Below are 25,753 nucleotides of genomic sequence, written 5' to 3'. Positions count from 1 at the left end.
GCCCGGCGCTGATCATCGTGGAGGGCGGAGACACGGCCGGAGCGTGTCGGACCGTGAGGGACGTGCCACGCAGTGGCCATGAACTCGGCGCGAACGAGGACGTCTTGGGCCAGGCAGGGGAACCCCGCCGCCCGCAGTCGCGGGACGGGGAGCTGGGTGCGGCCGTCGCGCGGGCCCAGGACGGCGACGAGACCGCCTTCGCGGTCGCCTACCGGATCGTGCAGCCCGGCCTGCTCGGCTATCTGCGGGGCCTGGTCGGCGAGGACGCCGAGGACGTGGCGTCCGAGGCCTGGCTGGAGATCGCCCGCGACCTGAGCCGCTTCAGGGGCGACGGCGCCGGCTTCCGTGGCTGGACCGCGACCATTGCCAGGCACCGCGCCCTGGACCATCTGCGCCGCCGGCGGGTACGGCCCCAGGCCGCGCCGCTGGAGCACGACGCGCTGGAGCTGCCCGGCCGGCTCGACACCCAGGACCAGGCCCTGGAGTCGCTGTCCACCGCACGGGCGCTGGAGCTGGTGCGCACCCTGCCGCGCGACCAGGCCGAGGCCGTACTGCTCCGGGTGGTCGTCGGTCTCGACGGCCCGGCCGCCGCACGCGTCCTCGGCAAGCGCCCCGGCGCCGTCCGCACGGCCGCGCACCGCGGGCTGAAGCGCCTCGCCGGGCAGCTGGGCGTCCGGGACGCGGCGACCGGGGTGTGACGGACGGCGGCACCCGGAACGGGACGCTGGGTGAGTCGACATGAACGGTGCCGGCCGCGAGCCGTATGGATACGGGAGGGCGGTCGGTCCCGGGGTCCGCAGGAGGCCCGGGGGGACGGTACGTCTTCGGTGAGCCGGGCGAGGACGGGATCGGGCATGGGTGAACGGCACGGCGGCGACGGCCCCTTCGGACGCCGGCGCGCGCACCCCGGCGGCCCCCTCTTTGCACCGGGCCGGGCCTACGCGGACCAGGCCGACGCGGACCGTGCGGACTCCCGGTTCGAGGCGCGGCTCGGTGCCGCCCTGCGCACCCGCGGCGTCGACGCCGAGGCCGAGCGCCGGGCCGTGGCCGCCTTCCGCGCCGCCCATGCGACGCAGGCGTCCCGCGCCCGCACCCGGCGCCGGGACGACTGGCGGCCCGCCGCGCCGAGGCGTGCCCGGGTGTCGCTGAAGGCCACGCTCTCGGTGGTGCTCGCGAGCCTCACGCTGGGCGGTGTCGCCTTCGCGGCGATCGGCTCCGCCGGATCCGGCACCCACGCCCGCCCCGGCACCTCGCTTCCGGCCCACCAGCCGGCGAGCACCCCGGAACGGCCGTCCGCTGCCGGCACGTCCGCCGGGACCGCCCACCCGCCGTCCGGCATCCCGTCCGCGCGCCCGCACCATCCGGACACCGCCCGGGACACCGTGGCCCACTGCCGTACCTACGAGCGGGCCGGGAACCGGGGCGGCGCCCTGGACGCGACGGCCTGGCAGCGGCTCGTCTCGGCGGCGGGCGGCGAGGACAAGGTGGCGGCCTACTGCGCGGCCCAGATGAAAGCCGCAGAGGGGAAGCGGGACGACAACGGCGGCAATAGCGCCACAAACGGTGGCAATTCGGGTCGTAAGGCCCCCGGGAAGAAGTAGCCCCCGCCACCCGGGCGTACCGCGAAAGGCAACGGCCGGGGCCGCCACCCCCCACAGGAGAGGCCCCGGCCGTCGCGCTGACGAGCCGCGAGCGGCCCGTACTCTCTACAGCGCCGTGCGTGCTGTTTCTGTCACACCCGGCCACCGCCGAACCTCACCCTGCGCACATCCGCACCCGGTCACGAGTTAGTTGCATCTTCTACGGACATGGACGTGGAGCGGTTTCACGCCGTAACGTGCCTTTCGCGCCGACCGGGATACAGGCGTAAAGGGAGTCAGGTGCTGGGGGACGACGCGGAGCTGACCGCCGCGGTGCGATCGGCGCAGGACGGTGACGAGACCGCGTTCCGTACTGTGTACCGCGCGGTGCATCCACGGCTGCTCGGATACGTACGCACGCTGGTCGGCGATCCGGATGCCGAGGACGTGACGTCCGAAGCCTGGCTCCAGATCGCCCGCGACCTCGACCGGTTCAGCGGGGACGCCGACCGCTTCCGCGGCTGGGCCGCCCGGATTGCCCGCAACCGCGCCCTGGACCACATACGCATGCGTGGCCGCCGCCCCGCCATAGGCGGCGACGAGACGGAACTGACCGGCCGGGCCGCCGAGTCCGACACGGCCGGCGAGGCCCTCGAGGCCCTGACCACCGACAGCACCCTCTCCCTCATCGCCCGGCTGCCCCAGGACCAGGCCGAGGCGGTCGTCCTGCGGGTCGTGGTCGGCCTCGACGCCAAGAGCGCCGCCGAGACCCTCGGCAAACGCGCCGGTGCCGTCCGCACCGCGGCGCACCGCGGCCTGAAGCGGCTCGCGGAGCTGCTCGGCGACGATCCGGAATCGGCGGGCGTGCTCGACGCGCTCCCGCCGCAGCGAGAACCGCGCGGCCGCGCGGTGTCGTCCGCAACTGTGACGGATACGCGTGCGCGGACGCAGAAGGACATGTGATGGCCGACGAGCAGTACAAGTGGCTGAACCGTGAGACGGCGGAACGCCTGCTGCGCGGTGAGCCGCTGGAAGCCGTCGACGCCTCCGCCCGTGACCAGGCCGAACGCCTCTCCCGGGCGCTCGGTGCGCTGACCTCTCGGACGGCTCCCGCCACCGGTGAACTCGCCGGTGAGGAGGCCGCCCTGGCCGCGTTCCGCAAGGCCCGCGAGGCCGCCGTTGCCGAGGGGCCCGCCGTCGGCCGTGCCGAGGGCGCCTCCGGCCTGCCCGTGCCCGGCAGCGACGCGGGGCTGGTCCGCATCGGCGCCCCGGCCCGTACCGGAATGCCCGTCCGCCGCCCCCGCTGGGGCCGCCCCGTGCGGCTGGCGCTGGCCGCGGCGGTGGCCGTGGGCACGGTCGGCGGGGTCGCCATGGCCGCAGGTACCGGGATGCTGCCCACGCCGTTCGGGCCCGAGCACCCCGCCGCCTCCGTCTCCGCCGACCCGTCCTCCCCGACGCCGCTCGCCTCGGTGCCGCAGGGCACCCCGGGCACGACTGCGGGGCCCGGCGCGCCGAGCGGCAGCGCGGGCACGAACCGCGGCGGCACCTCCGGCGAGGCCGTGGTACCGGGCGACCGCAACGACCGGAGCACCTCTCCCGGCACCGGCGACTCCTCCGGCACCCCCGGCGGCCGGTGGCGGGATCTTGCCTCGGCCTGCCGGGACATCCGCGACGGCAAGGAGCTGGACTCCGGCCGCCGGCGCGCCCTGGAGCACCTGGCGGGCGGCAGCGGCCAGGTGAGCCGGTACTGCAAGGTCGTCCTGGCCGCCGTCGACTCGGCCGACGGCACGGCGGGCGGCGGCAAGGGCGACGAGAACGGCAACAAGGGCAAGGGCAACGGAAGCGGCCAGGGCGGCGACGAGGAAGGCAACCCCGGCCACGGCGCTGACGGCCACTCCGGCTGGGGCGGCAACCCCGGCGAGGGCAACGGCGGCAAGGGCAGCGGCGGCGGAAAGGGCCGGCACGGCGACGATGTCGCGCCCGCTCCCACGGTCTTCTCCCCGACCCACCCCGCCCGGACCACCGGCATCCGGCTCGGCCCGACGCCGAGCCCGACGTACACCGCTCTCTGATCCGGCCGGATCGGAGGATGATCCGGTCGGTCCGCAGCCCGCTCAGGCGCTCGGCGCGCTCTCCCCTTCTCCCCTCTTTTACCCATCTGACCTGCGCTTTTGCGGTCCGCGAAAAATTCTTCGCGCGGGGTGTGACGTTTTTGGCACCCGGTACGCAGTACTGAGTGAGCCGACTGGTCATCGGCCGTCGCACTGAGCCGGGGTTCCCCCCGTACCCACGGCTCGTGCACCTGGCGCGGGCGGGACACGTTCCCCCGGTCCCGCCCGCGCCCCGCAATCCCGCCTCACCAGTGGACGACCACCTTGTCGCCCACCCGCACCTGAGCGAAGAGCTGCCGGATCGCCGTCGCGTCCCGGACGTTCACGCACCCGTGCGAGGCTCCCGCGTAGCCGCGCGCCGCGAAGTCGTACGAATAGTGCACGGCCTCGCCGCCGCTGAAGAACATCGCGTACGGCATCGGCGAGTGGTAGAGCGTCGACACCCAGTTCCGCTCCTTGCGGTAGACATGGAACACACCCTCCCGGGTCGGCGTGTACTGCGCCCCGAACCGCACCGCCGTCGTCGAGAGCGTCCGCCCGTCGACCATCCAGCGCAGCGTCCGCGTCGTCTTGTCGATGCACAGCACGCGCCCGGTCATACAGCGCGGATCGGGCGCGCCGGCCGGCTGACCGCCCATCAGGTACAGCTCCCACGTGCCGGGCTGGTGGGTCATCCCCACCAGCCGCTGCCAGGTGACGGTGTCCGTCCGCCCGGTCCGCGGCAGCCCGCGCTTGCCCTGGAACCCCTGGACGGCCTGCTCGGTCGGAGCGTCGTACGACCCCGTCGGCCCCTCGAACAGCCAGCCCAGCTGGCGCAGCCGGGCCTGCAGATCCCGTACGCCCGCCCCGCTGTCGCCGCGCGAGTACATCGGCCGGGGAACGGGCGCGGGAGCCGGCGCGGCCGGGGAGGGCAGCCGGGGAGCGGGCGTGGCGGAGGCCGGCTGCTCCGTCCGGGTGGACTGTGCCGGGCGGCTTTCCAGGGGCGGCGCCGGGCTCTGGGCGTGCACCGGGGCCCGGGGCTTGCCGTCGGCGTCCGTGGGCTGCACGGTGCAGCCGCACAGGGCGGTGAGGGCGGCGAGTGCGGTGGCCGACGTCAGGACGGCGGGTCTTCGCGAGATCGTCATGCCGGGATGCTTCCCCGCGTGACCGCCGCCGAACGACGGGGCATGGTGAGGGTGACAAGACGTACTCCGGAGGCATCCATGACGCGTGAGTCCGAGTCGGGACTGCCCATCGAGCCGGTCTACGGGCCGCAGGACCTGCAGGGCTGGGACCCGGCCGGGAGACTGGGCGAACCGGGCATGTACCCCTTCACCCGCGGGGTCTACCCGACCATGTACACCGGACGCCCCTGGACCATGCGCCAGTACGCGGGCTTCGGCACGGCCGCCGAATCCAACGCCCGCTACCGGCAGCTGATCGCCCACGGCACCACGGGCCTCTCGGTCGCCTTCGACCTGCCCACCCAGATGGGCCACGACTCCGACGCGCCCCTCGCGCACGGCGAGGTCGGCAAGGTGGGCGTGGCGATCGACTCGATCGAGGACATGCGGGTGCTGTTCGACGGCATTCCGCTCGACCAGGTCTCCACGTCGATGACGATCAACGCCCCGGCCGCCCTCCTGCTGCTGCTCTACCAGCTGGTGGCGGAGGAACAGGGCGCGCGCGCCGACCGGCTGACGGGCACGATCCAGAACGACGTGCTGAAGGAGTACATCGCGCGGGGGACGTACATCTTCCCGCCGAAGCCGTCCCTGCGCCTGACGGCGGACATCTTCAAGTACTGCACCGCAGAGATCCCGAAGTGGAACACGATCTCGATCTCCGGCTACCACATGGCCGAGGCCGGGGCGTCGCCCGTCCAGGAGATCGCCTTCACCCTGGCGGACGGCATCGAGTACGTCCGCACTGCGGTCGCGGCGGGTATGTCCGTCGACGACTTCGCGCCGCGCCTGTCCTTCTTCTTCGTCGCCCGTACGACGCTGCTGGAGGAGGTCGCCAAGTTCCGCGCCGCCCGCAGGATCTGGGCGCGGGTGATGCGGGAGGAGTTCGGCGCCCGGAACCCCAAGTCCCTGATGCTCCGCTTCCACACCCAGACGGCGGGCGTCCAGCTGACGGCCCAGCAGCCGGAGGTGAACCTGGTCCGGGTCGCGGTGCAGGCCCTGGCCGCGGTGCTGGGCGGCACCCAGTCCCTGCACACCAACTCCTTCGACGAGGCGATCGCGCTGCCGACCGACAGGTCCGCCCGGCTGGCCCTGCGCACCCAGCAGGTGCTGGCCCACGAGACGGACGTGACGGCGACGGTGGATCCCTTCGCGGGGTCGTACGCGGTGGAGCGGATGACGGACGACGTGGAGGAGGCAGCCGTCGATCTGATGCGGCGGGTGGAGGACCTGGGCGGGGCGGTCGCGGCGATCGAACGGGGCTTCCAGAAGGCCGAGATCGAGCGGAACGCGTACCGGATCGCCCAGGAGACGGACTCCGCGCAGCGGGTGGTGGTCGGCGTGAACCGTTTCCGGCTGGACGAGGAGGAGCCGTACGAGCCCCTGCGCGTCGACCCGGCCATCGAGGCCCGGCAGGCGGAGCGCCTGGACAAGCTCCGGGCCGAGCGGGACCAGCGGGCGGTCGACTCGGCGCTGGAGGCGCTGCGGAAGGCGGCGGAGGGGGAGGAGAACGTCCTGTACCCGATGAAGGATGCGCTGCGGGGGCGGGCGACGGTGGGGGAGGTGTGCAACGCGCTGCGGGGGGTTTGGGGGGCGTATGAGCCCTCGGAGGTGTTCTGACTCCCCGGAACCGGAGTGTCAGACCCCCGTGCGACACTCCTTTCCATGTTCGGCGTCATCGACCTCCCCACCTATCTGGCAGGACTCGTCCTGATCGTCCTGCTGCCCGGGCCCAACTCCCTCTACGTCCTCTCCGTGGCCGCCCGGCGCGGCGTGCGGGCCGGTTACACCGCGGCCGCCGGGGTGTGGTGCGGGGACACCGTGCTCATGACGCTGTCCGCCGCCGGAGTCGCCTCGCTGCTCAAGGCCAACGCCCTGCTCTTCGGGATCGTGAAGTACGCCGGTGCCGGATATCTGACCTGGCTGGCGATCGGGATGCTGCGGGCCGCCTGGCAGATGTGGCGGACCCGCAGAGAGCAGGCCGTGGCGGAGGAGGCCCCGTCCGGCACCGGAGACGAGCGGCCCTTCCGGCGGGCGTTCGTCGTCAGTCTCTTCAACCCCAAGGCGATCCTGTTCTTCGTCGCCTTCTTCGTGCAGTTCGTGGACCCCGGCTATGCCTATCCGGCCCTGTCCTTCGTCGTCCTCGGCACCTTCGCCCAGCTGGCCAGCTTCCTCTATCTCAGCGCCCTGATATTCAGCGGCACGCGCCTCGCCGCCGCGTTCCGCCGCCGCAAGCGCCTGTCGGCGACGGCCACTTCGGTGGCGGGCGCGCTGTTCCTGGGGTTCGCCGTGAAGCTGACGCTGGCCAGCGCGTAGGACAGGGTCAGACGCCGACCCCGGCCAGGTAGGCCTCGACGCCGTCCGACGAGTCTCCCGCCCAGCCCACATAGCCGTCCGGGCGGATCAGGAAGGTGCCCGGGCCGTAGGACTGCGGTGCCGCCGGGAGAGCTCGCACGCCGGTGAGCGGGGTCGGCGCGCCCAGCAGTGTCCAGTGCGGGCCGCGGAACGCATCGAAGAGGCGGATGCCGGACACCGTGCCGTCCGGGGCGCGGTCGCCCGCCCGGATTCCGGTCGGGTTCTGCCGCCTCTCCACGGTCAGGGAGGACTCCCGGTAGTCCAGCCCCAGCTGTACCGTCGCCCTTCCGCGCCGTACCTCGCCGCGGTGGACGCCCGTCGACAGGTCCAGCATGGCCGCCGCGTTCGCCCGGCGCTCCTCCTCGTAGCTGTCCAGCAACGCCTGCGGCGCCCCGCCGTGCAGCACCGCGCCCAGCTTCCAGCCCAGGTTGTAGGCGTCCTGCACGCTGGTGTTCAGGCCCTGGCCGCCGGCCGGGGAGTGGAGGTGGGCGGCGTCGCCGGCGAGCAGGACCCGGCCCGCCCGGAAGCGGTCCGCGAGGGCGGCGCGGGGGCGGAAGCCGGAGGACCAGCGCAGCTCGGTGACGTCCCCGGCGTCCAAGTGGGTGCAGGCGGCGACCAGCTCGCGGATGCCGTCCAGGGTCAGGTCGGGTTCCGTGCCCTCCGCGAGGCGTGCCTGCAGCTGGAAGTCGTCCGTGCCGGCCAGCGGGCACAGGCCGACGGCGGTGCCGTCGTCCTTGGGGAAGACGTGCCAGGAGTCCCGGTCCAGGCCCGTCAGCCGTACGTCCGCCACCAGGAACGGCGCCGGGTCGACCGTCTCCCCGGCCATGCCCACGCCCACCGCGCGCCGGACCACCGAGCGTCCGCCGTCGGCCGCGACGACGTACGCCGAGCGCACGGCCCCACCGTCGGCGAACCGCACGGTCACGCCCTCGGCGTCCTGCTCCAGGTCCGTCACCTCGCGCCCGAAGTCCACCGCGCCGCCCAGCTCCAGCAGCCGCGCGTACAGGATCTCCTGCGTCCGCCACTGCGCGACCATCCACGGCTCGGTGTACGGCGTGCCCTCGTCCGCCTCGATCCTCTCGAACATCGCCTGCTCGCCGACCCGTTCGCCGTCCTTCCAGGTCAGGCGGTTCGGGTAGGGGCGGCCCGCCGCCCGGATGGCGTCCGCTACGCCCAGGTCGTCGAAGACCTCCAGGGTGCGCGGCTGGAGCCCCTTGCCGCGCGAGCCGGGGAACAGCCCCTCCGCCCGCTCCACCACCAGCGCGTCCACGCCCCGCCGGACCAGGTCGATGCCGAGGGTCAGGCCGGTGGGACCCGCGCCCACGATCAGGACATCCATCCCGAATCTCCTTAACGTCGTTAAGTGTCGTCGCCCCCGAGAGTGCCCTTAACGCTGTTAAGCTGTCAAGTGTGAGCCCCGAGAAACGCGCCCCCCTGGACCGCCGACGCGTCGCCGGCACCGCCCTGCGGCTGCTCAACGAGGTCGGCCTGGACGGCCTGACCCTGCGCGCCATCGCCAAGGAACTGGACGTCAAGGCGCCCGCGCTGTACTGGCACTTCAAGGACAAGCAGGCGCTGCTGGACGAGATGGCGACGGAGATGTACCGGCGGATGGCCGCCGGCACCACGCTCGATCCCGCCGACAGCTGGCAGGAGCGGCTGTGCAAGGCCGGCCGCGGACTGCGGACCGCCCTGCTCGGCTACCGCGACGGCGCCAAGGTCTTCAGCGGCTCACGCTTCACGGGCACGGAGCACGCCCCCCAGCAGGAGGCCCTTCTGCGGCTGCTGACGGAGGCCGGATTCAGCCTCGCCCAGGCCGTCCACGCGGGCCGCACGGTGAACGCCTACACCATCGGCTTCGTCACCGAGGAGCAGGGCGTACAGCCCCTCCCGGGCGAGCGCCGGGAGGGGTACGACATCGAGGAACGCGCCCGGCGGTTGGCCGGCCACCCGCTCGCCGCCGAGGCCGGCAAGCTGCTCTTCGACGGTTACGACGAGCAGTTCGAGGAGGGGCTGGCGATCGTGATCGCGGGGATCGGGGCGCGGTACGGGATCGGCTGAGCGGCGGTCAGCGCCGGGCGGCGCGTGCCCGGCGGATCGCCCGGGTGACCATCGGCGGGAGCAGGTCCACGGCGATCCGGCGGCCCCGGCCCGGGCCGCGCCGCGGCGTGCGCCCGACCGGCGTCTGCGCGGGAGAGGGAGAGGGCGCCGAGGCCTCCTGGGGCACCGGTGCCGGCTCCGGCTCCGCGTCCGCGTGCTTGGAGGGCGGGAACTCCGGCGCCCGCATCCCCTTCGACTTCAGCCGGACGATCCGGTGCCCGGCGGCCTCCTGGACGCTCAGGTGGCAGTCGGACCGCTCCCGCACCATGGCCAGCAGTTCCTCCTGGACCGGCTCCGGGTCGCCCCAGGTGCCGTAGAGCTTCTGGGTGCTCAGGCATATCGGGCGCAGGCCGCGGTTGAGCACGGCCTCCCAGGTGGCGATGGAGACTCCGGGGGTGTGCTCGGAGCGGAAGTCGTCCAGGACCACGATCCCGTCCGGGAGCAGCAGATCGCGGGCGGTTCCGATGTCGCCGTGCACATGCTCGTACAGGTGGGAGGCGTCGATGTGCACGAACCGGCAGGAGTCCGGCTCGACCTCGCCGGGCACCAGCGAGCTGGGGCCCTGCAGCACACGGGGCAGTTCGTCGTGGAAGGAGAGGTAGTTGTCCTCGAAGGCGCGGCGGGTCAGCGCGCTGTACGACTTCGACGACTCCGCCTGGTTGGCGTCGTCCGGCGCGTCGCCCTCGAAGAGGTCGCACACCGTGTACCGCTCGCCCGGCTGCTGGTGCCGGCCGGTGAAGATCGCGCTCTTGCCCATGTAGACCCCGACTTCGAGCAGATCACCCCGTATGTCGGTGGTCTCCTGCCGGTTCAGGAACCAGTCGAAGAGCAGCTGGTCGAGCACCGGGAACCAGCCGGGGACGTCGTCGAGACGGCGGGGCGGTCGGGTCGCTTCCTGGATGGTGGCCATGCGGGGTGGGCACTCCCTCGGTACGGCGGCTGTGGGTTCCCTGCGGGGGGCCTGTGCGGCAAGGGCTTTACGGTGCCTGCCCGAGGAGCAGGTTCAAAACCCAAGACCAGGTGAACGGCTGCCCAACTTCCGTTCCTTCAGCGCCCGCTTCAGCCGCGGCCCGAACGGCTTCTCCACGAACCGGTGGATCAGCCAGGCCAGCACCAGCATGCCGAACACGGTCACCGCGAGCGTCGGCCACGCGGGCAGGCCGAGCCCCCGGTGCAGCACCCTTATGACGAACCAGCCGAGGTGCTCGTGGACCAGGTAGAACGGGTACGTCAGCGCGCCCGCCGTGACCAGCCAGGACCAGGAGGCCCAGCGCGTCCAGCCCAGTGCCACGGCGGCGACGGCCGCGAAGGCGACGGTGACGATCAGGACGACGACGTAGGGGTCGCGGTGCGGGTGCGGACCCCACAGGCCACGGGTGGCCTCGCTCTGGGCGAGCAGCCAGGACATCGCGACTATGCCCCACGCGAGCAGGTCACTGCCGAAGCGGTGTATCAGGTACAGCGCCAGACCGCCTATGAAGAAGGGGGCGTACTCGGGCATGACGACCTGGTTCAGCAGCTCGTTGCCGGACGAGTGGCACAGCACGGCCGCCACGGTCCACACGCACGCGAACAGCACCACCCGGCGGTAGGTCACCCCGCGCAGGACGACGAGCAGCGCGAACAGCACGTAGAAGCGCACCTCGACCCAGAGCGTCCAGCACACGCCCAGCACCCGGGTCGCGCCCATCGGCTGCTGGAGCATCGTCAGGTTCACCAGGAACTCGTCGAGCCGGACCGGGTGGACGACGACGGGCAGGGCCAGGGACGCCCCCGTGACCAGGACCAGGGCCACCCAGTACGCGGGGTACAGGCGGGACACCCTGGAGCGGAAGAAGTCACCGAGGGTGCGGCCCCAGCTGCTCATGCAGATCACGAAACCGCTGATGACGAAGAAGAGCTCGACGCCGAAATTGCCGTAGACGGCGGCGCGGGACAGGCCCGGGAAGAGGTGGCCCGGGCTCCCGTGCCAGGAGGCGGAGACCGTGCCGCCGCGGCCGGTGTAGTGGTAGAGGCAGACCATCAGCGCGGCGACGAGCCGCAGACCGTCCAGGGCGAGCAGACGGCTCCTGGGCCTGGAGGCGGGGGCCGTTCCGGGGGCGGCGGGAACGGGAGCGGCGGTGAGGGCGGGGGATGAAGCAACCATGGTGTGGGGCGCCTTGCCAGGGTCTCGGCGCCTCACACCCACGACCGGGCCGTTCGGCACACTGTTCGTCAACTGGTCGGTGAACGTTCACTCGGTGCTGTCAGCGGCGCACCGAATTGCGCAGACTGCGCGCCTTCTTCGCCATCCGGCGGACCGTCGGGTTGCGCGGGATGAACGCCAGCTGGGCGGGCACCCCGCCGGGCAGGGCCAGCGAGGACAGGCGCCGGCGCTTGAAGTAGCGCATGGTGCGCTGGTTCAGGTTCCGCGCCAGCCAGGCCTCGGCCTCCGGGCGCAGGCTCGGGTAGATCTTCGGCTGCATCGCGAAGCCCACCGCGCGGATCAGCGCGCCGAGCGTGTCCACGTCCATGCCGGTGCGCTGCTCGGTCACCGCGCCGCGGTCGCCCAGGGCGGGCAGCAGCGCGTCGACGATGGTCACCGGGACGCGGTTGCTGTTCTCGTACGGCGTCAGCTGCTCCAGCAGCACCTCGGTGCCGATCCGGGCGACCGGCAGGCCGTACAGGGCCTTGGCCGTGAGCAGGGCGGTGGAGAAGCACCCGACGACCAGCGCCGGACGCATGCGCTGGTACAGCACCTCGGCCAGGACCGGGGTGTCGAGCACGGTCAGCTCCACCTTCAGCCGCTCCGCCTCCTGCTCCAGCAGGCGGGTGAAGCGGGCCGGGGCGGACGGGTGCGGCTTGAACACCACCTTGGTGTGACCGAGCGCGGCCGCGCCCTTCAGCATCCGCACATGCAGGTTCTCCTCCTGCTCGGCGGTGAGGATGTCCAGCGCGGACAGGTACTGGCCGAGCAGCAGCGCGGGCTCCTCGATGTCCGGCAGCTCGGCGCCGGCCGGCGCCAGTTCGGCGAGGACCTTGGTGAAGGCGGCCGTCTGCACGAGCTCGCCCTCGACACCGAACTCGGTCAGCAGCAGCGGCTTCAGGCCCGGCACGAGGTCCAGGTGCAGCACCCGGTCCACGCGGGTGCCGACCAGCGGGTCGATCTTGTTGCGGGTGGGGCCGTAGCTCATCAGGCCGTCGGCGTAGACCGTCACCGGCGCGCCGGTGAAGATCTGCGCGAGCGCCAGGGAGGGGTTGACCTGGATCGACTCGACGGCCAGCTCCACCTCCTCGTCGCCGAGTTGCCACTCGTGGCGCAGGAAGCGTTCCCACAGCGGCATGTCGTCCACACGGGGTGCCCAGCCGCCCGGGTGGAACGGGAAGATGGTCTCGTTGTACAGGATCACGTCGTCGAAGCGGTCGCGCAGCTTCTCGAAGCCCGGCGCCTCGTCCAGCGCGGGCGTCGTCTCGGGCGTGGCCGCGTTGTTGCAGACCAGCAGGATCCGCCGGTCGGCCGGGCGGAAGCAGCCGGAGTCCAGGGCGGCGGCGAGCGTGGCCGTGCCGTAGAGCGTCGACGCCTGGAAGATCTGGGTGGTCACGCGGCGGCCCCCGCGGAGGCGGGACGGCGGCGCATCCGGCGCAGCTTGGTGGCGCGCTGGAGGTCCATGGAGTTCAGTGCGTCGTCCAGCACGTCCTGCGGCATGCGCCGCAGGGCCGCGGCACTCATGGATTTCAGTTTCTTCGCCACCGCGGGCTCGAACCTTTCGATGGATCCCAGATGATGGGAAATGATGGCGCAATAGGTGCGGACCGCCTTCGGCAGCAGCTCATCGGCGTCCCGGTCCTGGGCGGTTTCCGAAATGACCTGATCGAACGCGCGAATGAAATCGAGCTGCCGGACATCGCCGATCTGGGTGAGCGACGAGGCCACTCCGCGCCGGTAGAACACGCCGAGCATGCTCACCGCTGCGAAGGATTCCGCCTCCCGGTGCAGCTTCCAGATCCACGGCCGGTCCTCGGCCGTGCGCAGACCGTCGGTGAAGTGCAGCAGCCCTTTGTCCACCAGCCGGCGGTGGTAGACGCCCGCCCACGCGTACGCGTAGTCGACGGAGGTGGACCGGTCGGCGGGCAGGATCGCCTCCCGCGGGCTGAGCACCACGTTCCGCCGGCCGACGGGCACCCGGTTCACCGTGCGCGACCGCGCGGTGCACTGCACATGGTCGGTGCGGATGAAGTCGCAGCCGAGTTCCTCCATGGCCGTGACCAGCTGCGGGTAGTAGCCGGGGGCGAGCCAGTCGTCGCCGTCCAGGAAGGTCAGGTACTCGCCGCGCGCCCGGTCGATACCGGTGTTGCGGGCGGTCGCCAGCCCTCCGTTCTGCTCGTGCCGGACGTAGACCGCTCCGGGCAGCTCGCGCTCCGCGCGCGCGAGAATCTCTGGTGTCCCGTCGCGCGAACAGTCGTCGACGAGAATGAATTCGAAGTCCTCACGCGCGTTCGCCTTCAGGCTCCTGAGCGTGTCGGGCGCGTATTGCTGCACGTTGTAGAACGGCACGATGACGGAGAGCTTGACCACGGCTTGAACGTTAGGACGAACCCCGTCATTCGTCTTGACCGCCCGCTTGATGCTGAGTGAACGGCATGTGGCGAAGCCGTGAACCAGGCTCTTTTCCCGTGCCCCGACGGCCCGATTCGCCATTCGGCGATGTGCTGTTAACCGTTTGTTGCATTCAGGTTGGGCGGAACCTCGGAATGGCTTCCTAGCGTCTTCGGCGTGCCAGCAAGTGCTACGAAGTCCCTGCGGGTCGCCGTCCTCGCCGATTCCGACACCCGGTGGAAGTGGGGTGCGCTCACCGCGCAGCGCCTCGCCCCCGCGGACGCCGAGATCCGGCTCGACGGCTACCTCCTGCGGGGGCGCGCCACCCCGACGGCCCGCCAGCTGAAGGAGGTCGGTGTCCGGGCGGACTCCCTCCGCGAGGTCACCGGCGTCGAGTTCCTGCGCGGAATGGGTGCAGCCGCCGAAGACCAGTACGACGTCCTCATCCTCGCGCTCGTCGGCGGCGGCGTCCAGGCCATGCTGCACGGACTGCGCGCCGCCTGGGTGGGCGCCGGCCGGCGCCCCGTCGTCGTCACCGGATACGTCGGTGTCGTCTACGAGAAGCTCGCCGACGGCCTGCTGCTGCGGCACGGCGCCGACCTGGTCCTCGCCAACTCCCGCCACGACGCGGACCGGTTCCGGGCCGTGTACGAGGGTGTGGGCGCCGACGCCTCCTCGGTCACCGAGGTCGCGCTGCCCTTCCTCGGCGGGGCGCCGTACTCCGGTGAACACGAGCCGTACACCGTGGTGTTCGCCGCCCAGCCGTCCGTCCCGGACAGCCGCAAGGACCGTACGTACCTGCTGAACCGGCTGATCGAGCACGCCCGGAAGCACCCCGAGCGCGAGGTGCTGCTGAAGCTGCGCTCCAGGCCGGGCGAACACACCACCCACATCGAGGAACTGCCCTACCAGAAGCTGGCGCAGGGCAACGACCTGCCCGCCAACTTCCGCCTGGTGTACGGCCACATGGGCGAGGTGCTGGACCGCACCGACCTGCTGGTCACGGTCAGCTCCACGGCCGCCCTGGAGGCCCTGCACCGCCGCATCCCCACGGTGATCCTGACCGACCTGGGCGTGCGCGAGGTGCTCGGCAACCACCACTTCACCGGCTCCGGGTGCCTCGCCTCCTGGGACCAGCTCGACGCCGGGCACCGTCCGGTGCCGGACGCGGAGTGGGTGGCCCGGCAGGGCGTGGCCGCCGACGGCTCGTACGGGACGGCCTTCGACATCGCCCGTGAACGCATCGCCAAGCTGCTCGACCGCCCCGGCGGCCTGCCGCCCCTGAACCCCTACTACACCCCCGAGACCGCGCCCGGCTATCTGCCCGGCATCCTCGCCCGCCACCACCTCGGCCCCGACGGCGTTCCGCTCCCCGGTGCGCCCGCCGCCGACAAGGAGCCCGGACCGGTCCGCCAGATCGTGCGCCGCGCCGCGCGTGGCGCCTACCGCCACGGCGTGCAGCGGGTCGCCCCGGTGATCCGCCGGATGGGGGAGCTGTGACCTCTCAAGGAGATCGGATGACCAACTCGGAAGCGGGACAGGGCGCGACCGTGCCCCGGGTGCTCGCGGTGATCCCCGCCCGCGGCGGCTCGAAAGGCGTGCCCGCGAAGAACCTCGCCCCCGTCGGCGGAGTCCCGCTGGTGGCGCGCGCGGTGCGCGAGTGCCGGGCGACCCGGCTGGTGACCGACGTCGTCGTCTCCACCGACGACCAGGCCATCGCCGCCGCCGCCCGTGAGGCCGGCGCCGAGGTCGTGCTGCGGCCCGCCGCCATCGCCGGGGACACGGCGACCTCCGAGGCCGCGGTCCTGCACGCCATGGACGCCCACGAGGCGCTGCACGGCGCGACGGTCGACGTGGTCCTGCTCGTGCAGTGCACCAGCCCGTTCATCGTCCGCGAGGACATAGACGGGGTGGCCGGCGCGGTCGTCGAGAACGGCGCCGATACGGCCGTCACCGTGGCCCCCTTCCACGGCTTCATCTGGCGCGAGGCCGACGCGGAGTCCGAGGGCGGCGTGGGCGTCAACCACGACAAGGCCTACCGCCCGCGCCGCCAGGACCGCCCCCAGGACTTCCTGGAGACCGGCGCCGCCTACGCGATGGACGCGGCCGGCTTCCGCAAGCACCAGCACCGCTTCTTCGGCCGTACGGAACTCGTCCGCACCGACCCCGCCCGGGTCCTGGAGATCGACGACCCGCACGACCTGGCCCGCGCCCGCGCGCTGGCCCCCCTGTTCGACGCGGACCGCCCCGGTTCGCTCCCCACCTACGACGACATCGACGCCGTAGTCCTCGACTTCGACGGCACCCAGACCGACGACCGGGTGCTGATCGACTCCGAGGGACGGGAGTTCGTCTCCGTGCACCGCGGCGACGGACTCGGCATCGCGGCCCTGCGCAGAAGCGGCCTGAAGATGCTGATCCTGTCCACGGAACAGAACCCTGTGGTCGCCGCCCGCGCCCGGAAGCTCAAGCTCCCGGTGCTGCACGGCATCGACCGCAAGGACCTCGCGCTGAAGCAGTGGTGCGAGGAGCAGGGCATCGCGCCGGAGCGCGTGCTCTACGTCGGCAACGACGTCAACGACCTGCCGTGCTTCGCCCTCGTCGGCTGGCCCGTGGCGGTCGCGAGCGCCCACGACGTCGTACGCGGCGCCGCACGCGCGGTCACCACCCTCCCCGGCGGTGACGGCGCGATCCGAGAGATCGCCAGCTGGATCCTCGGCCCCTCTCTCGATTCCCTCCCCAAGTAAGGACATCCCTCTGATGAGCACCAACTCCCGTCTGCGCACGTTCGGTTCGCGTGAGGTCGGCCCCGGCCGTCCCGTCTACATCTGCGGCGAGATCGGCATCAACCACAACGGTGAGCTGGAGAACGCCTTCAAGCTGATCGACGTGGCCGCCGAGGCCGGCTGCGACGCGGTCAAGTTCCAGAAGCGCACCCCGGAGATCTGCACCCCGCGCGACCAGTGGGACATCGAGCGCGACACCCCCTGGGGCCGGATGACCTACATCGACTACCGCCACCGCGTGGAGTTCGGTGAGGACGAGTACCGCCAGATCGACGAGTACTGCAAGGAGAAGGGGATCGACTGGTTCGCCTCCCCGTGGGACACCGAGGCCGTCGCCTTCCTGGAGAAGTTCGACGTCCCCGCCCACAAGGTGGCCTCCGCCTCCCTGACCGACGACGAGCTGCTGCGCGCCCTGCGCGCCACGGGCCGCTCGGTCATCCTCTCCACCGGCATGTCCACCCCGAAGCAGATCCGCCACGCGGTCGAGGTCCTCGGCTCGGACAACATCCTCATGTGCCACGCCACCTCCACCTACCCGGCGAAGGCCGAGGAGCTGAACCTCCGCGTGATCAACACGCTGGAGAAGGAGTACCCGAACGTCCCGATCGGCTACTCCGGCCACGAGACCGGCCTGCAGACCACCCTCGCCGCGGTCGCGCTCGGGGCGACCTTCGTCGAGCGTCACATCACCCTCGACCGCGCCATGTGGGGCTCCGACCAGGCCGCGTCGGTGGAGCCGCAGGGCCTGGAGCGCCTGGTCCGCGACATCCGTGTGATCGAGGCGTCCCTGGGTGACGGCGTCAAGAAGGTCTACGACTCCGAGCTCGGCCCGATGAAGAAGCTGCGCCGCGTCGCCGGTGTCGTCGCCGAGGCGGAGATCGCGGACGCGGCCGGCGAGCCGGTCACGGTCTGACCCTGACCTCTTGAGCCCCTTACGACGGGACGGTCGTACGCCGATGAGCCCCCGCGCCGGTCACGCCGGCCACCCTCCCCGCACGCTCGCCTTCGTGGAGAGCCCCGTCCAGCTGCTCAACGTACTGGAGTGGGCGCATCTGCACGGACTGCGCGGCGCGGACCCGGACCGGCTGCCGGGTGCGGAGCCGCTGCCGGGCACGGACCCGCTTCCGTCCGTGCCCGCGCAGGTGCGGCGGACGGTGGCCGGCGACCCGCCGCAGACCGGCGCGGACCTCACGGTCGTCGTCCTGTCCCCGACCGACCCCATGACCCGGGGCCAGCTGCGCCGCATGGCGGACCTGGCGCGGGACGAGGGGTACCGGGTGCGCTGGGAGGAGGCGCGGGGCGGCACGACCGCGCCCTTCTCGACCATCGGCGCCCTGGCCGGCTCGCTCCGCCGGGCCGACCGGGTCGTCATGGGCGACCCGTTCTCGCGGTATGTGCAGTTGCTGCTGACGATCACGCGGGCCAAGGACCTGGTCGTGGTCGACGACGGCACGGCGACGATGGAGTTCGTCGCCCAGCTGGCCCGGGGCGAGCGGCTGGTCCGCTGGCACCGCAAAGGCGGCCGCCCGGGGGCCAGGGACCTGCTGTTCGCCCCGGTGTCCTCCTCGGCCCGCCGCCGGCTGACGCCGAGCGCCCGCCGCAGGGTCGAGGTCTTCTCCTCCATGCCGGTGACGGAGACCCCGCAGGGCGTCACGGTCACCGCGAACGACTTCTCCTGGACCCGGGCCCGCTTCGGGCCGCCGCGCATCACCAAGGGCGCGGACATGGTGGGAACGTCCTTGGTGGAAACGGGAGTCGTGGACGGGGCGGCCTATCTGGAGGCGGTCCGCCACCTGGCCAAGACCCACGGCGCGACCCGCTACTTCGCGCACCGCCGCGAAAGCGCCGAGAAACTCCACCGCCTGGCCGCCGAGACCGGCCTGGAGATAGTCCGCCCGGACCTCCCCCTCGAGGTGATCGCCCGCCGGGGCCCGATCGGCCGTACGATCCTCAGCTTCCCCTCGACGGTCGTCCACACCCTGCCGCTGGCCCTCGTGGGCACCGGCGTGAGGGTGGCGGTCTTCGACATCGACCCGGCCTGGCTGACACAGACCGCGTCCCCGCGAGCACAGGGTTTCCTGTCGGGGGTCACCGGCACGGCCCGGGACGTGCACCGACTGGCGGCGGTGAGCCCGGCCTAGCCCTCGGAAGGCGGACCGGAAGGCGGACCAGGTTCGGGCCGGGCGCGAGGCCGGGTTCCGGGACGTGCCCCGCGCCCCACGACTGAACGCCGACCGGGTGTCACGTTCCGTCGTCCGGCCTGCGGGCCAGGACGAACGCCCGAGCCCGCTTCTCCTCCCCGGCCGGTTCCCGGCGTACCGTCGCCACCAGCTCCAGCCCGGCCTCCTCCAGCACCGCCGTGATCTGCTCCGGCGTGCGCCAGTAGTAGTCGAGATCGATCTCGTGGCCGAAGCGTTCCGGGAGGTGCATCTGGCCGGGCGCCTCGGAGGTCTGGAAGGCGAGGAGGGCGTGGCCGCCGGGCTGGAGGGTGCGCTGGAACTCCGCGCAGACCGTCGGCAGGTGGGCGTCGGGGACGTGGATGGTCGAGTACAGGGCGAGAATCCCGCCCAGGGTGGCGTCCGGCAGGTCCAGAGACGTCATCGAGCCGACATGGAAACGCAGTTGAGGATAGGTATCGCGGGCCAGAGCCACCATGGCGGGGGAGAGGTCGACACCGAAGGCCGGGACGCCCAGCCCGTCGAGGAGCCCGGTGACATGGCCGGGCCCGCTGCCCAGGTCGGCCACGGGGGCCTTGCCGCGCTCGGTGACCAGCTCGGCAAAGGCGCTGATCAGGGTGCGGTCCAGGGGATGCCAGCCGCCGGCCGGGAACTGGGCGGCGTAGTCCTTGGCGATCGCGTCGTAGGAGGTCCGGGTGGTCTGCAGGAAGGTCTCGGCACCGTCGGTGCGGGAGCTCTCGGTCGCGTCCGTCACGGGTGCGGACCCTACCCGCCGGAGGGGCGGGGCGTGGTCCGGTTCGTGGACATGGCGCGCGGGAGTGCCGGGAGCCGTGGTATGCGTGGAAGGAGAAAGAAGGGTTTTGTTTTACCCATCACAGTCCGCCGCCATGCGTCCGCCGGTCAGATTTTCTTCCCCTAACGGGCTGAAGTTTTGTTGATCGAGGGGTAGTTGACCAGCCGGGCGTCCTACCCTTCAGAGGGTGAAGCAATTGATGTCCCTAGAGTCCGAGGCCGGCCTCGCGGGGGATGTGCTCCCCGGCGTGCTGAGCGAAGCCCTGCACGCCGAACTCGTCGCCTTCCGTCGCGACTTGCACATGCACCCTGAGCTGGGCAATCAGGAGTTCCGTACGACCGCCGCGATCAAGGAGCGGCTGGAGCTGGCCGGGCTTCGGCCCCGGGTGCTCGCCAAGGGAACCGGACTCGTGTGTGACATCGGTGTGGCGGAGGGTGAGCGGCCGGCCGTACCGATGCTCGCGCTGCGCGCGGACATCGACGCCCTGCCCATCCCGGACACCAAGACCGACTGCCCGTACCGGTCCACCGTGCCCGATCGGGCGCACGCCTGCGGTCATGACGTGCACACGACCATCGTGCTCGGGACCGGGCTCGTGCTGGCCGACCTGCACGCCAAGGGCCTCCTGCCCCGTCCCGTGCGGCTGATCTTCCAGCCCGCCGAGGAGGTGCTGCCCGGCGGCGCGCTGGACGCCATCGAGGAGGGGGTGCTGAAGGGGGTCGAGCGGATCCTCGCCGTGCACTGCGACCCCCGCGTCGACGCCGGGAAGATCGGGCTGCGGCACGGCGCGATCACCAGCGCCTGCGACCGGCTGGAGATCGCGCTCGACGGCCCCGGCGGCCACACCGCCCGCCCGCACCTGACCACCGACCTGGTCACCGCCGCCGCCCGCGTCGCCGTCGACGTGCCCGCGCTGATCGCCCGCCGCGTCGACACCCGGGCCGGGCTGGCGCTGACCTGGGGGCGGATCGAGTCGGGACACGCCCCGAACGTCATCCCGCAGCACGCCGAGCTCTCCGGGACCGTGCGCTGCCTGGACCTGGACGCCTGGCGGCAGGCCCCCGACATCGTGCACGCGGCCATCGACGAGGTCGCCACCCTGCACCGCGCCAAGTCCGAGATCACCTACGTGCGCGGGGTGCCGCCCGTCGTCAACGACCGGGAGTCCACCGAACTGCTGCGCCGGGCGATGGCGGCGCGCCGCGGCCGGGACGCCGTCGAGAGCACCGAGCAGAGCCTCGGCGGCGAGGACTTCTCCTGGTACTTGGAGCACGTCCCCGGCGCCATGGCCCGGCTCGGCGTCCGGAGTCCCGGCGAGCGCACCGTGCGCGATCTCCACCAGGGCGACTTCGACGCCGACGAGCACGCGATCACGGTCGGCGTGGAGATGTTCACGGCAGCGGCCTTCCTGGAGCCGAACGAGGTACAGGGCTGAGCCTGCGGTCCCGGGGGAGGGAGCCTGGGGCCTCGGGGTTGTTCGCCTGACCGGCCCAACACACTCGGAAGCGATTCGTACACGCTGCGCAATGGCACCAATGAGAGGACCGGGAGGCTGAGTCTCGCATCCTCGTGGTGGCGCCGCGGTATCGCTGGCGCCTCCTTGGCCGCGAAGCGGCCGGATGCTCTCTCGTGCGGAGCCGGTGTCGCGTGGTGTTGTCACCCGGTCGGGTGATGGGAGTAGAACGTGCAACGCTGAGTCGCACGGATATGTACCTTCGGTGATCGTGAAACTGGTGGTGCAGGTCAAATTGCTGCCGACGCCCGAGCAGGCGACGGCACTTGAGGCGACCCTGCGCGCCTGTAACGAGGCCGCCGACTGGGTCAGCGAGGTCGCCTTCGAGAAGGACGTGAAGAGGAGCTTCGCGCTGCGCAAGCACACGTACGCCGAGATCAGGGCCCGGTGGAACCTGGGCGCGCAGGCCGCCCAGCATGTGATCAAGAAGACGTGTGACGCGTACGCTACGTTGAAGGCAAGCCTGAGGGCCGGAAACCTGGGCAAGGCCGGCTCGAAGCGGCACCGGAAGGCCACGGGGAAGCCGGTCTCTTTCCGGCCCGAGGCCGCCCAGCCGTACGACGACCGGATGCTGTCCTGGCAGATCGCCGAGCGGCGTCTCTCCGTCTGGACCGTGCAGGGGCGGGTGAAGGACGTGGCCTTCACCGGCTCACCGGAGCAGCTGGCCACCCTGGCCCTGTACCGCAAGGGCGAGTCGGACCTGGTCTGCCGGGACGGCATGTGGTTCCTGAATGCCACCTGTGAGATTCCCGAGGCACCGGCGAACACCGGTCCGGTGGACTTCCTCGGGGTCGACCTGGGCATCGCGAACATTGCCACTACCAGTGACGGCAGAATCATGGCCGGGCGGGAGCTCAACCGCATCCGAACCCGGGAACGCAAGCTGCGGGCCAAGCTGCAGAAGAAGAACACTCCGTCCGCCAAGCGTCGGCTGAAGCGGCGACGCCGCAAGGAGGCGCGGCGGGCGAAGGACATCAACCACAAGATCGCGAAGCATGTGGTGGCCGAGGCAGAACGCACCGGTCGCGGGATCGCCCTGGAAGACCTGACGGGCATCCGCGAGCGGGTACGGCTTCGCAAGCCCCAACGGGCCACCCACTCCAGCTGGGCCTTCGCCCAGCTGGGGGCGTTCATTGCGTACAAGGCCCGCAAGGCGGGGGTGCCAGTGGTGTACGTCGATCCGGCGTACACGTCGCGCACCTGCGCCGAGTGCGGGCACATCGACAGGGCGAACCGGGTCTCGCAGGCCTGGTTCGCGTGCCGGTCCTGCGGATTCGTTGATCACGCGGACCGGAACGGCTCCCGCAACATCCGCGCCCGTGCGTGGGAGTTGTGGCGACGCGGGGTCCAGTCAACGGCCCCTGCTCCACCCCTGAATCTCAAGGGTGGGCTGGACGCAAACGCAGCATCACCGCCAGTGATGCCCGTTGTGCAAGCACGAGAACTTTAAGTCTCGGGCAGTTGACACGCTGTTTGCCTCGAATCGATAACAGCCGGAGAAACCCCGTTCCTCTCCCCTTCTACGCGCGTTACTGTGCGCCAAATCGCCACCGGTGGCGGCACATTGGGGACAGCGGCCCGTGACGGCGCTGTGGGGATGAAGGAGTGCTTGCTGTGCGTCTGCTCTCTCGGAAGACCTCCCGGAGAACGAAGTTCTCCCAAGCTGCGGTGACTGTCGCGGTCGTCGCCCTCGCGGCCGCCGGCTGCGGCAAGTCCAGCACCGACTCCACCAGCACGTCCTCCAAGGACGGCAAGTACACCGCCAAGGGCATCGGCCTCGCCTACGACATCGGTGGCAAGGGCGACCAGTCGTTCAACGACGCCGCTTACTCCGGCTTCAAGAAGGCCCAGGGCGAGTTCAAAATCGGCGGTCGGGACATCGAGCCGCAGGACGGCGAGTCGGACGCGGACAAGATCCAGCGTCTGGAGACCCTGGCGAAGGCCGGCTATAACCCGATCATCGGCGTGGGCTTCTCCTATGCGCCGGCTGTGAAGCAGGTCGCCGTCAAGTATCAGAAGATCACCTTCGGTATCATCGACGACGACACCATTCAGGCAAAGAACGTCGCCGACATGGTGTTCCATGAGGAGCAGTCCTCGTACCTGGCGGGTGTCGCCGCGGCCAAGGCGACCAAGAAGAACCATATCGGCTTCATCGGCGGCGTGGACATCCCGCTGATCCACAAGTTCGAGGCGGGCTTCAAGCAGGGCGCGCAGTCGGTCAACCCGAAGATCAAGATCGAGTCGCAGTATCTGACTCAGACGCCGCAGGAGGGTGGTTTCTCCAGCCCCGACAAGGGCGAGAACGCGGCCAACGGCCAGATCGAGGCTGGCGCCGACGTGATCTACGCTGCCGCCGGCCTCTCCGGCCAGGGCGTGATCAAGTCTGCTGCCGCGCACAAGGTGTGGGTCATCGGTGTGGACTCCGACCAGTACAAGCAGGCCGCGCTGGCCAAATACAAGGCCTACATCCTCGGCTCGGCTCTGAAGAACGTCGGCGGCGCCGTGTACGAACTGGCCAATTCTGTCTACGAGGGCAAGCCGCTCAGCGGCGAGGTCCGCGGTGACCTGAAGTCCGGCGGCGTCGGCTTCGCCGACTCCAACCCCAAGTATCAGGCCATGAAGGACGTCGTTGCAGCCGTCGACAAGGCCAAGCAGGACATCGTGAATGGCAAGGTCACCGTGAACACCAAATGACGTGGCGGTCCTTGGTTGCGCCAACGGGGACGCCCCTGCCACCGGTGGCAGGGGCGTCCCCGTTGGCGTCCCAGGCTGTGGGCCCGTGGCCGGGCCCACAGCTAATGTTCTTCTGGTCAGACCGGCTCGTCCGTCTCGACCTGCATCGAGAGCACTCCGGAGCCGGAGGAGGCGTTACCGCACACCACTTTCGACGTCTCGCCGTTACGGGTGTTGGCCCAATTGCCTACCATGTTCCACTTCATGCCGCGGTAGTCGATGCACACGGCCTTCACCCGGTGGACGCTGAAGCGGGTGTCGCCGCCTGTGCACTTGGCGTAGCCAATCGTGGCGTCCTTGGATTTCCACGTGGAGCAGGTCTGCGAAGCCATGGCGGGCGACGCGAGGCCGACGACGGTGGCCGACAGCGCGACGCCGGCACCGGCGGTTGCGGCAGCGAGCTTCGAGAACTTCATGATCCTCCCCTGGATCACAGGACCCGTCAGGCTGGTCGGGCCTGCGGGAAACGTCTGTTTCGATCAAGAAGGACATTGTCATGTGATCGACGGATGAAGATCACCCTTGAGGAGGATTCAGTCGGATGTCCGGCATCGGTATAGGGCTAGTCCGGCGTGCGATGGAGGGAGTTCGCGAGTGGGGACCGGTCGGGTGGTCGGAGCGTCCCCCTCAGTGATACGAAACGGTCCCATAACACTCTGGCAAGTCGGGGTTCTCTGTTCTGTCTACGCGCGTTACGCTGCGGCGGAACCAGCGCCTGGTATGGGCGCTTGCACAAAGGAGTCACGTTCCATGCGCCGGGTGTCCCGTATCACGATTGCAGGCGTCGCGACCGCAGCGCTCGCCGTCACCGTTTCTGCTTGTGGCAGCTCGTCCACGTCCTCCTCCAGTGAGGGCAAGTCCAAGGGCATCGGCCTGGCGTATGACGTCGGCGGCAAGGGCGACCAGTCCTTCAACGACGCTGCCTACGCTGGCTTCGAGAAGGCTCAGAAGGACCTCGGTGTCGGTGGGCGGGACGTCGAGCCGCAGGACAACGAGTCGGACGCGGACAAGGTCCAGCGTCTGGAGACCCTGGCGAAGGCCGGCTACAACCCGATCATCGGTGTCGGCTACTCCTACGCCCCCGCCGTGAAGGAAGCCGCCGCCAAGTACCCGAAGATCACCTTCGGCATCATTGACGACAACACCATTCAGGCGAAGAACGTCGCCGACATGGTGTTCCACGAGGAGCAGTCCTCGTACCTCGCCGGTGTCGCCGCGGCCAAGGCGACCAAGAAGAACCACATCGGCTTCATCGGCGGCGTGGACATCCCGCTGATCCACAAGTTCGAGGCGGGCTTCAAGCAGGGCGCGCAGTCGGTCAACCCGAAGATCAAGATCGAGTCGCAGTATCTGACCCAGACGGCCCAGGAGGGTGGTTTCTCCAGCCCCGACAAGGGTGAGAACGCGGCCAACGGCCAGATCGAGGCAGGTGCCGACGTGGTCTACGCTGCCGCCGGCCTCTCCGGCCAGGGCGTGATCAAGGCCGCCGCCGACCACAAGGTGTGGGCCATCGGCGTGGACTCCGACCAGTACAAGCAGGACGCGCTGGCAAAGTACAAGTCTTACATCCTGACCTCGGCCCTCAAGAACGTCGAGGGCGCGGTCTACGACCTCTCCCAGTCCGTCATCAAGGACAAGAAGCCGCTGTCCGGCGAGATCCGCGGCGACCTGAAGTCGGGTGGCGTGGGCATCTCCGAGTCCAACCCCGCCTTCAAGAACAACGCCGACATCCAGGCCGTGATCAAGAAGGCCGAGGAAGGCATCAAGAACGGCACCATCACGGTGAAGACCTCCTGACGATCAGGTCAGAAGCCTTGGCTAACAGAACGCTGTAATGGCAGCGTTACGGCCACGGAACGGGGT

The 25,753-nt window shown here is 70.8% G+C and carries 23 protein-coding genes; 15 read left to right on the top strand and 8 right to left on the bottom strand.

Annotated features, from left to right (window positions below):
* The first annotated feature begins 104 nt into the window (after positions 1 to 104).
* The 4 genes from LMU33_RS16190 to LMU33_RS16175 all read left to right on the top strand — a co-directional run bounded on the left by LMU33_RS16190 (position 105) and on the right by LMU33_RS16175 (position 3,652).
* Positions 105 to 698, top strand: coding sequence for an RNA polymerase sigma factor (locus tag LMU33_RS16190; protein WP_249813878.1), 594 nt, complete (start codon positions 105 to 107; stop codon positions 696 to 698).
* Positions 699 to 854: 156 nt separating this feature from the next.
* Positions 855 to 1,601: a hypothetical protein gene (locus tag LMU33_RS16185; protein WP_228621089.1), complete on the top strand. Its 747-nt coding sequence runs from the start codon at positions 855 to 857 to the stop codon at positions 1,599 to 1,601.
* Between the two features lie 279 nt (positions 1,602 to 1,880).
* Positions 1,881 to 2,543 (top strand): RNA polymerase sigma factor, encoded by a 663-nt coding sequence (locus tag LMU33_RS16180; protein WP_228621088.1) that lies wholly within the window; start codon positions 1,881 to 1,883, stop codon positions 2,541 to 2,543.
* Positions 2,543 to 3,652, top strand: coding sequence for a hypothetical protein (locus LMU33_RS16175; protein WP_228621087.1), 1,110 nt, complete (start codon positions 2,543 to 2,545; stop codon positions 3,650 to 3,652). Before LMU33_RS16180 ends, LMU33_RS16175 begins: the two co-directional genes overlap by 1 nt.
* A gap of 284 nt (positions 3,653 to 3,936) precedes the next feature.
* On the opposite strand, the gene LMU33_RS16170 is transcribed toward LMU33_RS16175, so the two are convergent.
* Positions 3,937 to 4,815, bottom strand: coding sequence for a L,D-transpeptidase family protein (locus LMU33_RS16170; RefSeq protein WP_228621086.1), 879 nt, complete (start codon positions 4,813 to 4,815; stop codon positions 3,937 to 3,939).
* Positions 4,816 to 4,893: 78 nt separating this feature from the next.
* Here LMU33_RS16170 and LMU33_RS16165 point away from each other — a divergent pair, with 78 nt between their 5' ends.
* Positions 4,894 to 6,474, top strand: a complete 1,581-nt coding sequence (locus LMU33_RS16165; protein ID WP_228621085.1) for an acyl-CoA mutase large subunit family protein — start codon at positions 4,894 to 4,896, stop codon at positions 6,472 to 6,474.
* A gap of 45 nt (positions 6,475 to 6,519) precedes the next feature.
* Positions 6,520 to 7,170, top strand: coding sequence for a leucine efflux protein LeuE (gene leuE / locus LMU33_RS16160; RefSeq protein ID WP_228621084.1), 651 nt, complete (start codon positions 6,520 to 6,522; stop codon positions 7,168 to 7,170).
* A gap of 7 nt (positions 7,171 to 7,177) precedes the next feature.
* Here leuE and LMU33_RS16155 read toward each other — a convergent pair whose 3' ends face one another.
* Positions 7,178 to 8,548 carry an FAD-dependent monooxygenase gene (locus LMU33_RS16155; protein ID WP_228621083.1) on the bottom strand — a complete coding sequence of 457 codons (1,371 nt, stop codon included), beginning with the start codon at positions 8,546 to 8,548 and terminating at the stop codon, positions 7,178 to 7,180.
* Between the two features lie 71 nt (positions 8,549 to 8,619).
* Between LMU33_RS16155 and LMU33_RS16150 the strand changes: the two genes are divergently transcribed.
* A complete protein-coding gene (locus LMU33_RS16150; RefSeq protein WP_228621082.1) occupies positions 8,620 to 9,270 on the top strand; it encodes a TetR/AcrR family transcriptional regulator C-terminal domain-containing protein in 651 nt (216 codons plus the stop codon).
* Positions 9,271 to 9,277: 7 nt separating this feature from the next.
* Here the strand turns inward: LMU33_RS16150 and LMU33_RS16145 are convergent, their stop codons facing one another.
* From LMU33_RS16145 to LMU33_RS16130, 4 genes are all read right to left on the bottom strand, one after another.
* The gene (locus LMU33_RS16145) at positions 9,278 to 10,219 is read right to left on the bottom strand and encodes a class I SAM-dependent methyltransferase (RefSeq protein ID WP_228621081.1); all 942 of its coding nucleotides are present in this window, start codon (positions 10,217 to 10,219) and stop codon (positions 9,278 to 9,280) included.
* 93 nt (positions 10,220 to 10,312) lie between these two features.
* Positions 10,313 to 11,455, bottom strand: coding sequence for an acyltransferase family protein (locus LMU33_RS16140; protein WP_228621080.1), 1,143 nt, complete (start codon positions 11,453 to 11,455; stop codon positions 10,313 to 10,315).
* 100 nt (positions 11,456 to 11,555) lie between these two features.
* The gene (locus tag LMU33_RS16135; protein WP_228621079.1) at positions 11,556 to 12,890 is read right to left on the bottom strand and encodes an alpha-2,8-polysialyltransferase family protein; all 1,335 of its coding nucleotides are present in this window, start codon (positions 12,888 to 12,890) and stop codon (positions 11,556 to 11,558) included.
* Entirely contained in the window at positions 12,887 to 13,864 is a 978-nt protein-coding gene (locus LMU33_RS16130) for a glycosyltransferase family 2 protein (RefSeq protein ID WP_228621302.1), read from the bottom strand. Before LMU33_RS16130 ends, LMU33_RS16135 begins: the two co-directional genes overlap by 4 nt.
* A gap of 198 nt (positions 13,865 to 14,062) precedes the next feature.
* Here LMU33_RS16130 and LMU33_RS16125 point away from each other — a divergent pair, with 198 nt between their 5' ends.
* From LMU33_RS16125 to LMU33_RS16110, 4 genes are read left to right on the top strand one after another with little or no spacing between them, the layout of a single operon-like run.
* The gene (locus LMU33_RS16125) at positions 14,063 to 15,385 is read left to right on the top strand and encodes a DUF6716 putative glycosyltransferase (RefSeq protein ID WP_228621078.1); all 1,323 of its coding nucleotides are present in this window, start codon (positions 14,063 to 14,065) and stop codon (positions 15,383 to 15,385) included.
* Positions 15,386 to 15,402: 17 nt separating this feature from the next.
* Complete coding sequence (locus tag LMU33_RS16120) at positions 15,403 to 16,632, top strand: N-acylneuraminate cytidylyltransferase (protein WP_228621077.1); 1,230 nt, start codon at positions 15,403 to 15,405, stop codon at positions 16,630 to 16,632.
* Between the two features lie 13 nt (positions 16,633 to 16,645).
* The gene (locus LMU33_RS16115; protein WP_228621076.1) at positions 16,646 to 17,584 is read left to right on the top strand and encodes an N-acetylneuraminate synthase family protein; all 939 of its coding nucleotides are present in this window, start codon (positions 16,646 to 16,648) and stop codon (positions 17,582 to 17,584) included.
* A gap of 43 nt (positions 17,585 to 17,627) precedes the next feature.
* A complete protein-coding gene (locus tag LMU33_RS16110) occupies positions 17,628 to 18,812 on the top strand; it encodes a hypothetical protein (RefSeq protein ID WP_228621075.1) in 1,185 nt (394 codons plus the stop codon).
* 100 nt (positions 18,813 to 18,912) lie between these two features.
* Here the strand turns inward: LMU33_RS16110 and LMU33_RS16105 are convergent, their stop codons facing one another.
* Positions 18,913 to 19,602, bottom strand: coding sequence for a class I SAM-dependent DNA methyltransferase (locus LMU33_RS16105; RefSeq protein ID WP_228621074.1), 690 nt, complete (start codon positions 19,600 to 19,602; stop codon positions 18,913 to 18,915).
* Between the two features lie 238 nt (positions 19,603 to 19,840).
* Between LMU33_RS16105 and LMU33_RS16100 the strand changes: the two genes are divergently transcribed.
* The 3 genes from LMU33_RS16100 (at position 19,841) to LMU33_RS16090 (ending at position 23,851) form a co-directional block, all read left to right on the top strand.
* Positions 19,841 to 21,076 (top strand): amidohydrolase, encoded by a 1,236-nt coding sequence (locus tag LMU33_RS16100; protein ID WP_228621073.1) that lies wholly within the window; start codon positions 19,841 to 19,843, stop codon positions 21,074 to 21,076.
* Between the two features lie 184 nt (positions 21,077 to 21,260).
* The gene (locus LMU33_RS16095; protein WP_249813849.1) at positions 21,261 to 22,604 is read left to right on the top strand and encodes an RNA-guided endonuclease InsQ/TnpB family protein; all 1,344 of its coding nucleotides are present in this window, start codon (positions 21,261 to 21,263) and stop codon (positions 22,602 to 22,604) included.
* Between the two features lie 218 nt (positions 22,605 to 22,822).
* The gene (locus tag LMU33_RS16090; RefSeq protein WP_228621300.1) at positions 22,823 to 23,851 is read left to right on the top strand and encodes a BMP family lipoprotein; all 1,029 of its coding nucleotides are present in this window, start codon (positions 22,823 to 22,825) and stop codon (positions 23,849 to 23,851) included.
* 116 nt (positions 23,852 to 23,967) lie between these two features.
* On the opposite strand, the gene LMU33_RS16085 is transcribed toward LMU33_RS16090, so the two are convergent.
* Positions 23,968 to 24,306: a hypothetical protein gene (locus LMU33_RS16085; protein WP_228621072.1), complete on the bottom strand. Its 339-nt coding sequence runs from the start codon at positions 24,304 to 24,306 to the stop codon at positions 23,968 to 23,970.
* 334 nt (positions 24,307 to 24,640) lie between these two features.
* On the opposite strand from LMU33_RS16085, the gene LMU33_RS16080 reads away from it, so the two are divergent.
* Positions 24,641 to 25,687: a BMP family lipoprotein gene (locus LMU33_RS16080; protein ID WP_228621071.1), complete on the top strand. Its 1,047-nt coding sequence runs from the start codon at positions 24,641 to 24,643 to the stop codon at positions 25,685 to 25,687.
* The last annotated feature ends 66 nt before the right edge of the window (positions 25,688 to 25,753 follow it).

Source organism: Streptomyces barringtoniae, assembly GCF_020819595.1.
GTDB lineage: Bacteria > Actinomycetota > Actinomycetes > Streptomycetales > Streptomycetaceae > Streptomyces > Streptomyces barringtoniae.
This window is presented reverse-complemented; position numbering and strand designations above follow the sequence as displayed.

Excerpts from the sequence above, each read along its gene's own strand:
- LMU33_RS16185 (WP_228621089.1), top strand. The coding sequence starts at position 855 with ATGGGTGAACGGCACGGCGGCGACGGCCCCTTCGGACGCCGGCGCGCG.
- LMU33_RS16175 (WP_228621087.1), top strand. The coding sequence starts at position 2,543 with ATGGCCGACGAGCAGTACAAGTGGCTGAACCGTGAGACGGCGGAACGC.
- LMU33_RS16170 (WP_228621086.1), bottom strand. The coding sequence starts at position 4,815 with ATGACGATCTCGCGAAGACCCGCCGTCCTGACGTCGGCCACCGCACTC.
- LMU33_RS16165 (WP_228621085.1), top strand. The coding sequence starts at position 4,894 with ATGACGCGTGAGTCCGAGTCGGGACTGCCCATCGAGCCGGTCTACGGG.
- leuE (WP_228621084.1), top strand. The coding sequence starts at position 6,520 with ATGTTCGGCGTCATCGACCTCCCCACCTATCTGGCAGGACTCGTCCTG.
- LMU33_RS16155 (WP_228621083.1), bottom strand. The coding sequence starts at position 8,548 with ATGGATGTCCTGATCGTGGGCGCGGGTCCCACCGGCCTGACCCTCGGC.
- LMU33_RS16145 (WP_228621081.1), bottom strand. The coding sequence starts at position 10,219 with ATGGCCACCATCCAGGAAGCGACCCGACCGCCCCGCCGTCTCGACGAC.
- LMU33_RS16140 (WP_228621080.1), bottom strand. The coding sequence starts at position 11,455 with ATGGTTGCTTCATCCCCCGCCCTCACCGCCGCTCCCGTTCCCGCCGCC.
- LMU33_RS16120 (WP_228621077.1), top strand. The coding sequence starts at position 15,403 with ATGACCAACTCGGAAGCGGGACAGGGCGCGACCGTGCCCCGGGTGCTC.
- LMU33_RS16115 (WP_228621076.1), top strand. The coding sequence starts at position 16,646 with ATGAGCACCAACTCCCGTCTGCGCACGTTCGGTTCGCGTGAGGTCGGC.
- LMU33_RS16110 (WP_228621075.1), top strand. The coding sequence starts at position 17,628 with ATGAGCCCCCGCGCCGGTCACGCCGGCCACCCTCCCCGCACGCTCGCC.
- LMU33_RS16100 (WP_228621073.1), top strand. The coding sequence starts at position 19,841 with ATGTCCCTAGAGTCCGAGGCCGGCCTCGCGGGGGATGTGCTCCCCGGC.
- LMU33_RS16095 (WP_249813849.1), top strand. The coding sequence starts at position 21,261 with ATGCTCTCTCGTGCGGAGCCGGTGTCGCGTGGTGTTGTCACCCGGTCG.
- LMU33_RS16085 (WP_228621072.1), bottom strand. The coding sequence starts at position 24,306 with ATGAAGTTCTCGAAGCTCGCTGCCGCAACCGCCGGTGCCGGCGTCGCG.
- LMU33_RS16080 (WP_228621071.1), top strand. The coding sequence starts at position 24,641 with ATGCGCCGGGTGTCCCGTATCACGATTGCAGGCGTCGCGACCGCAGCG.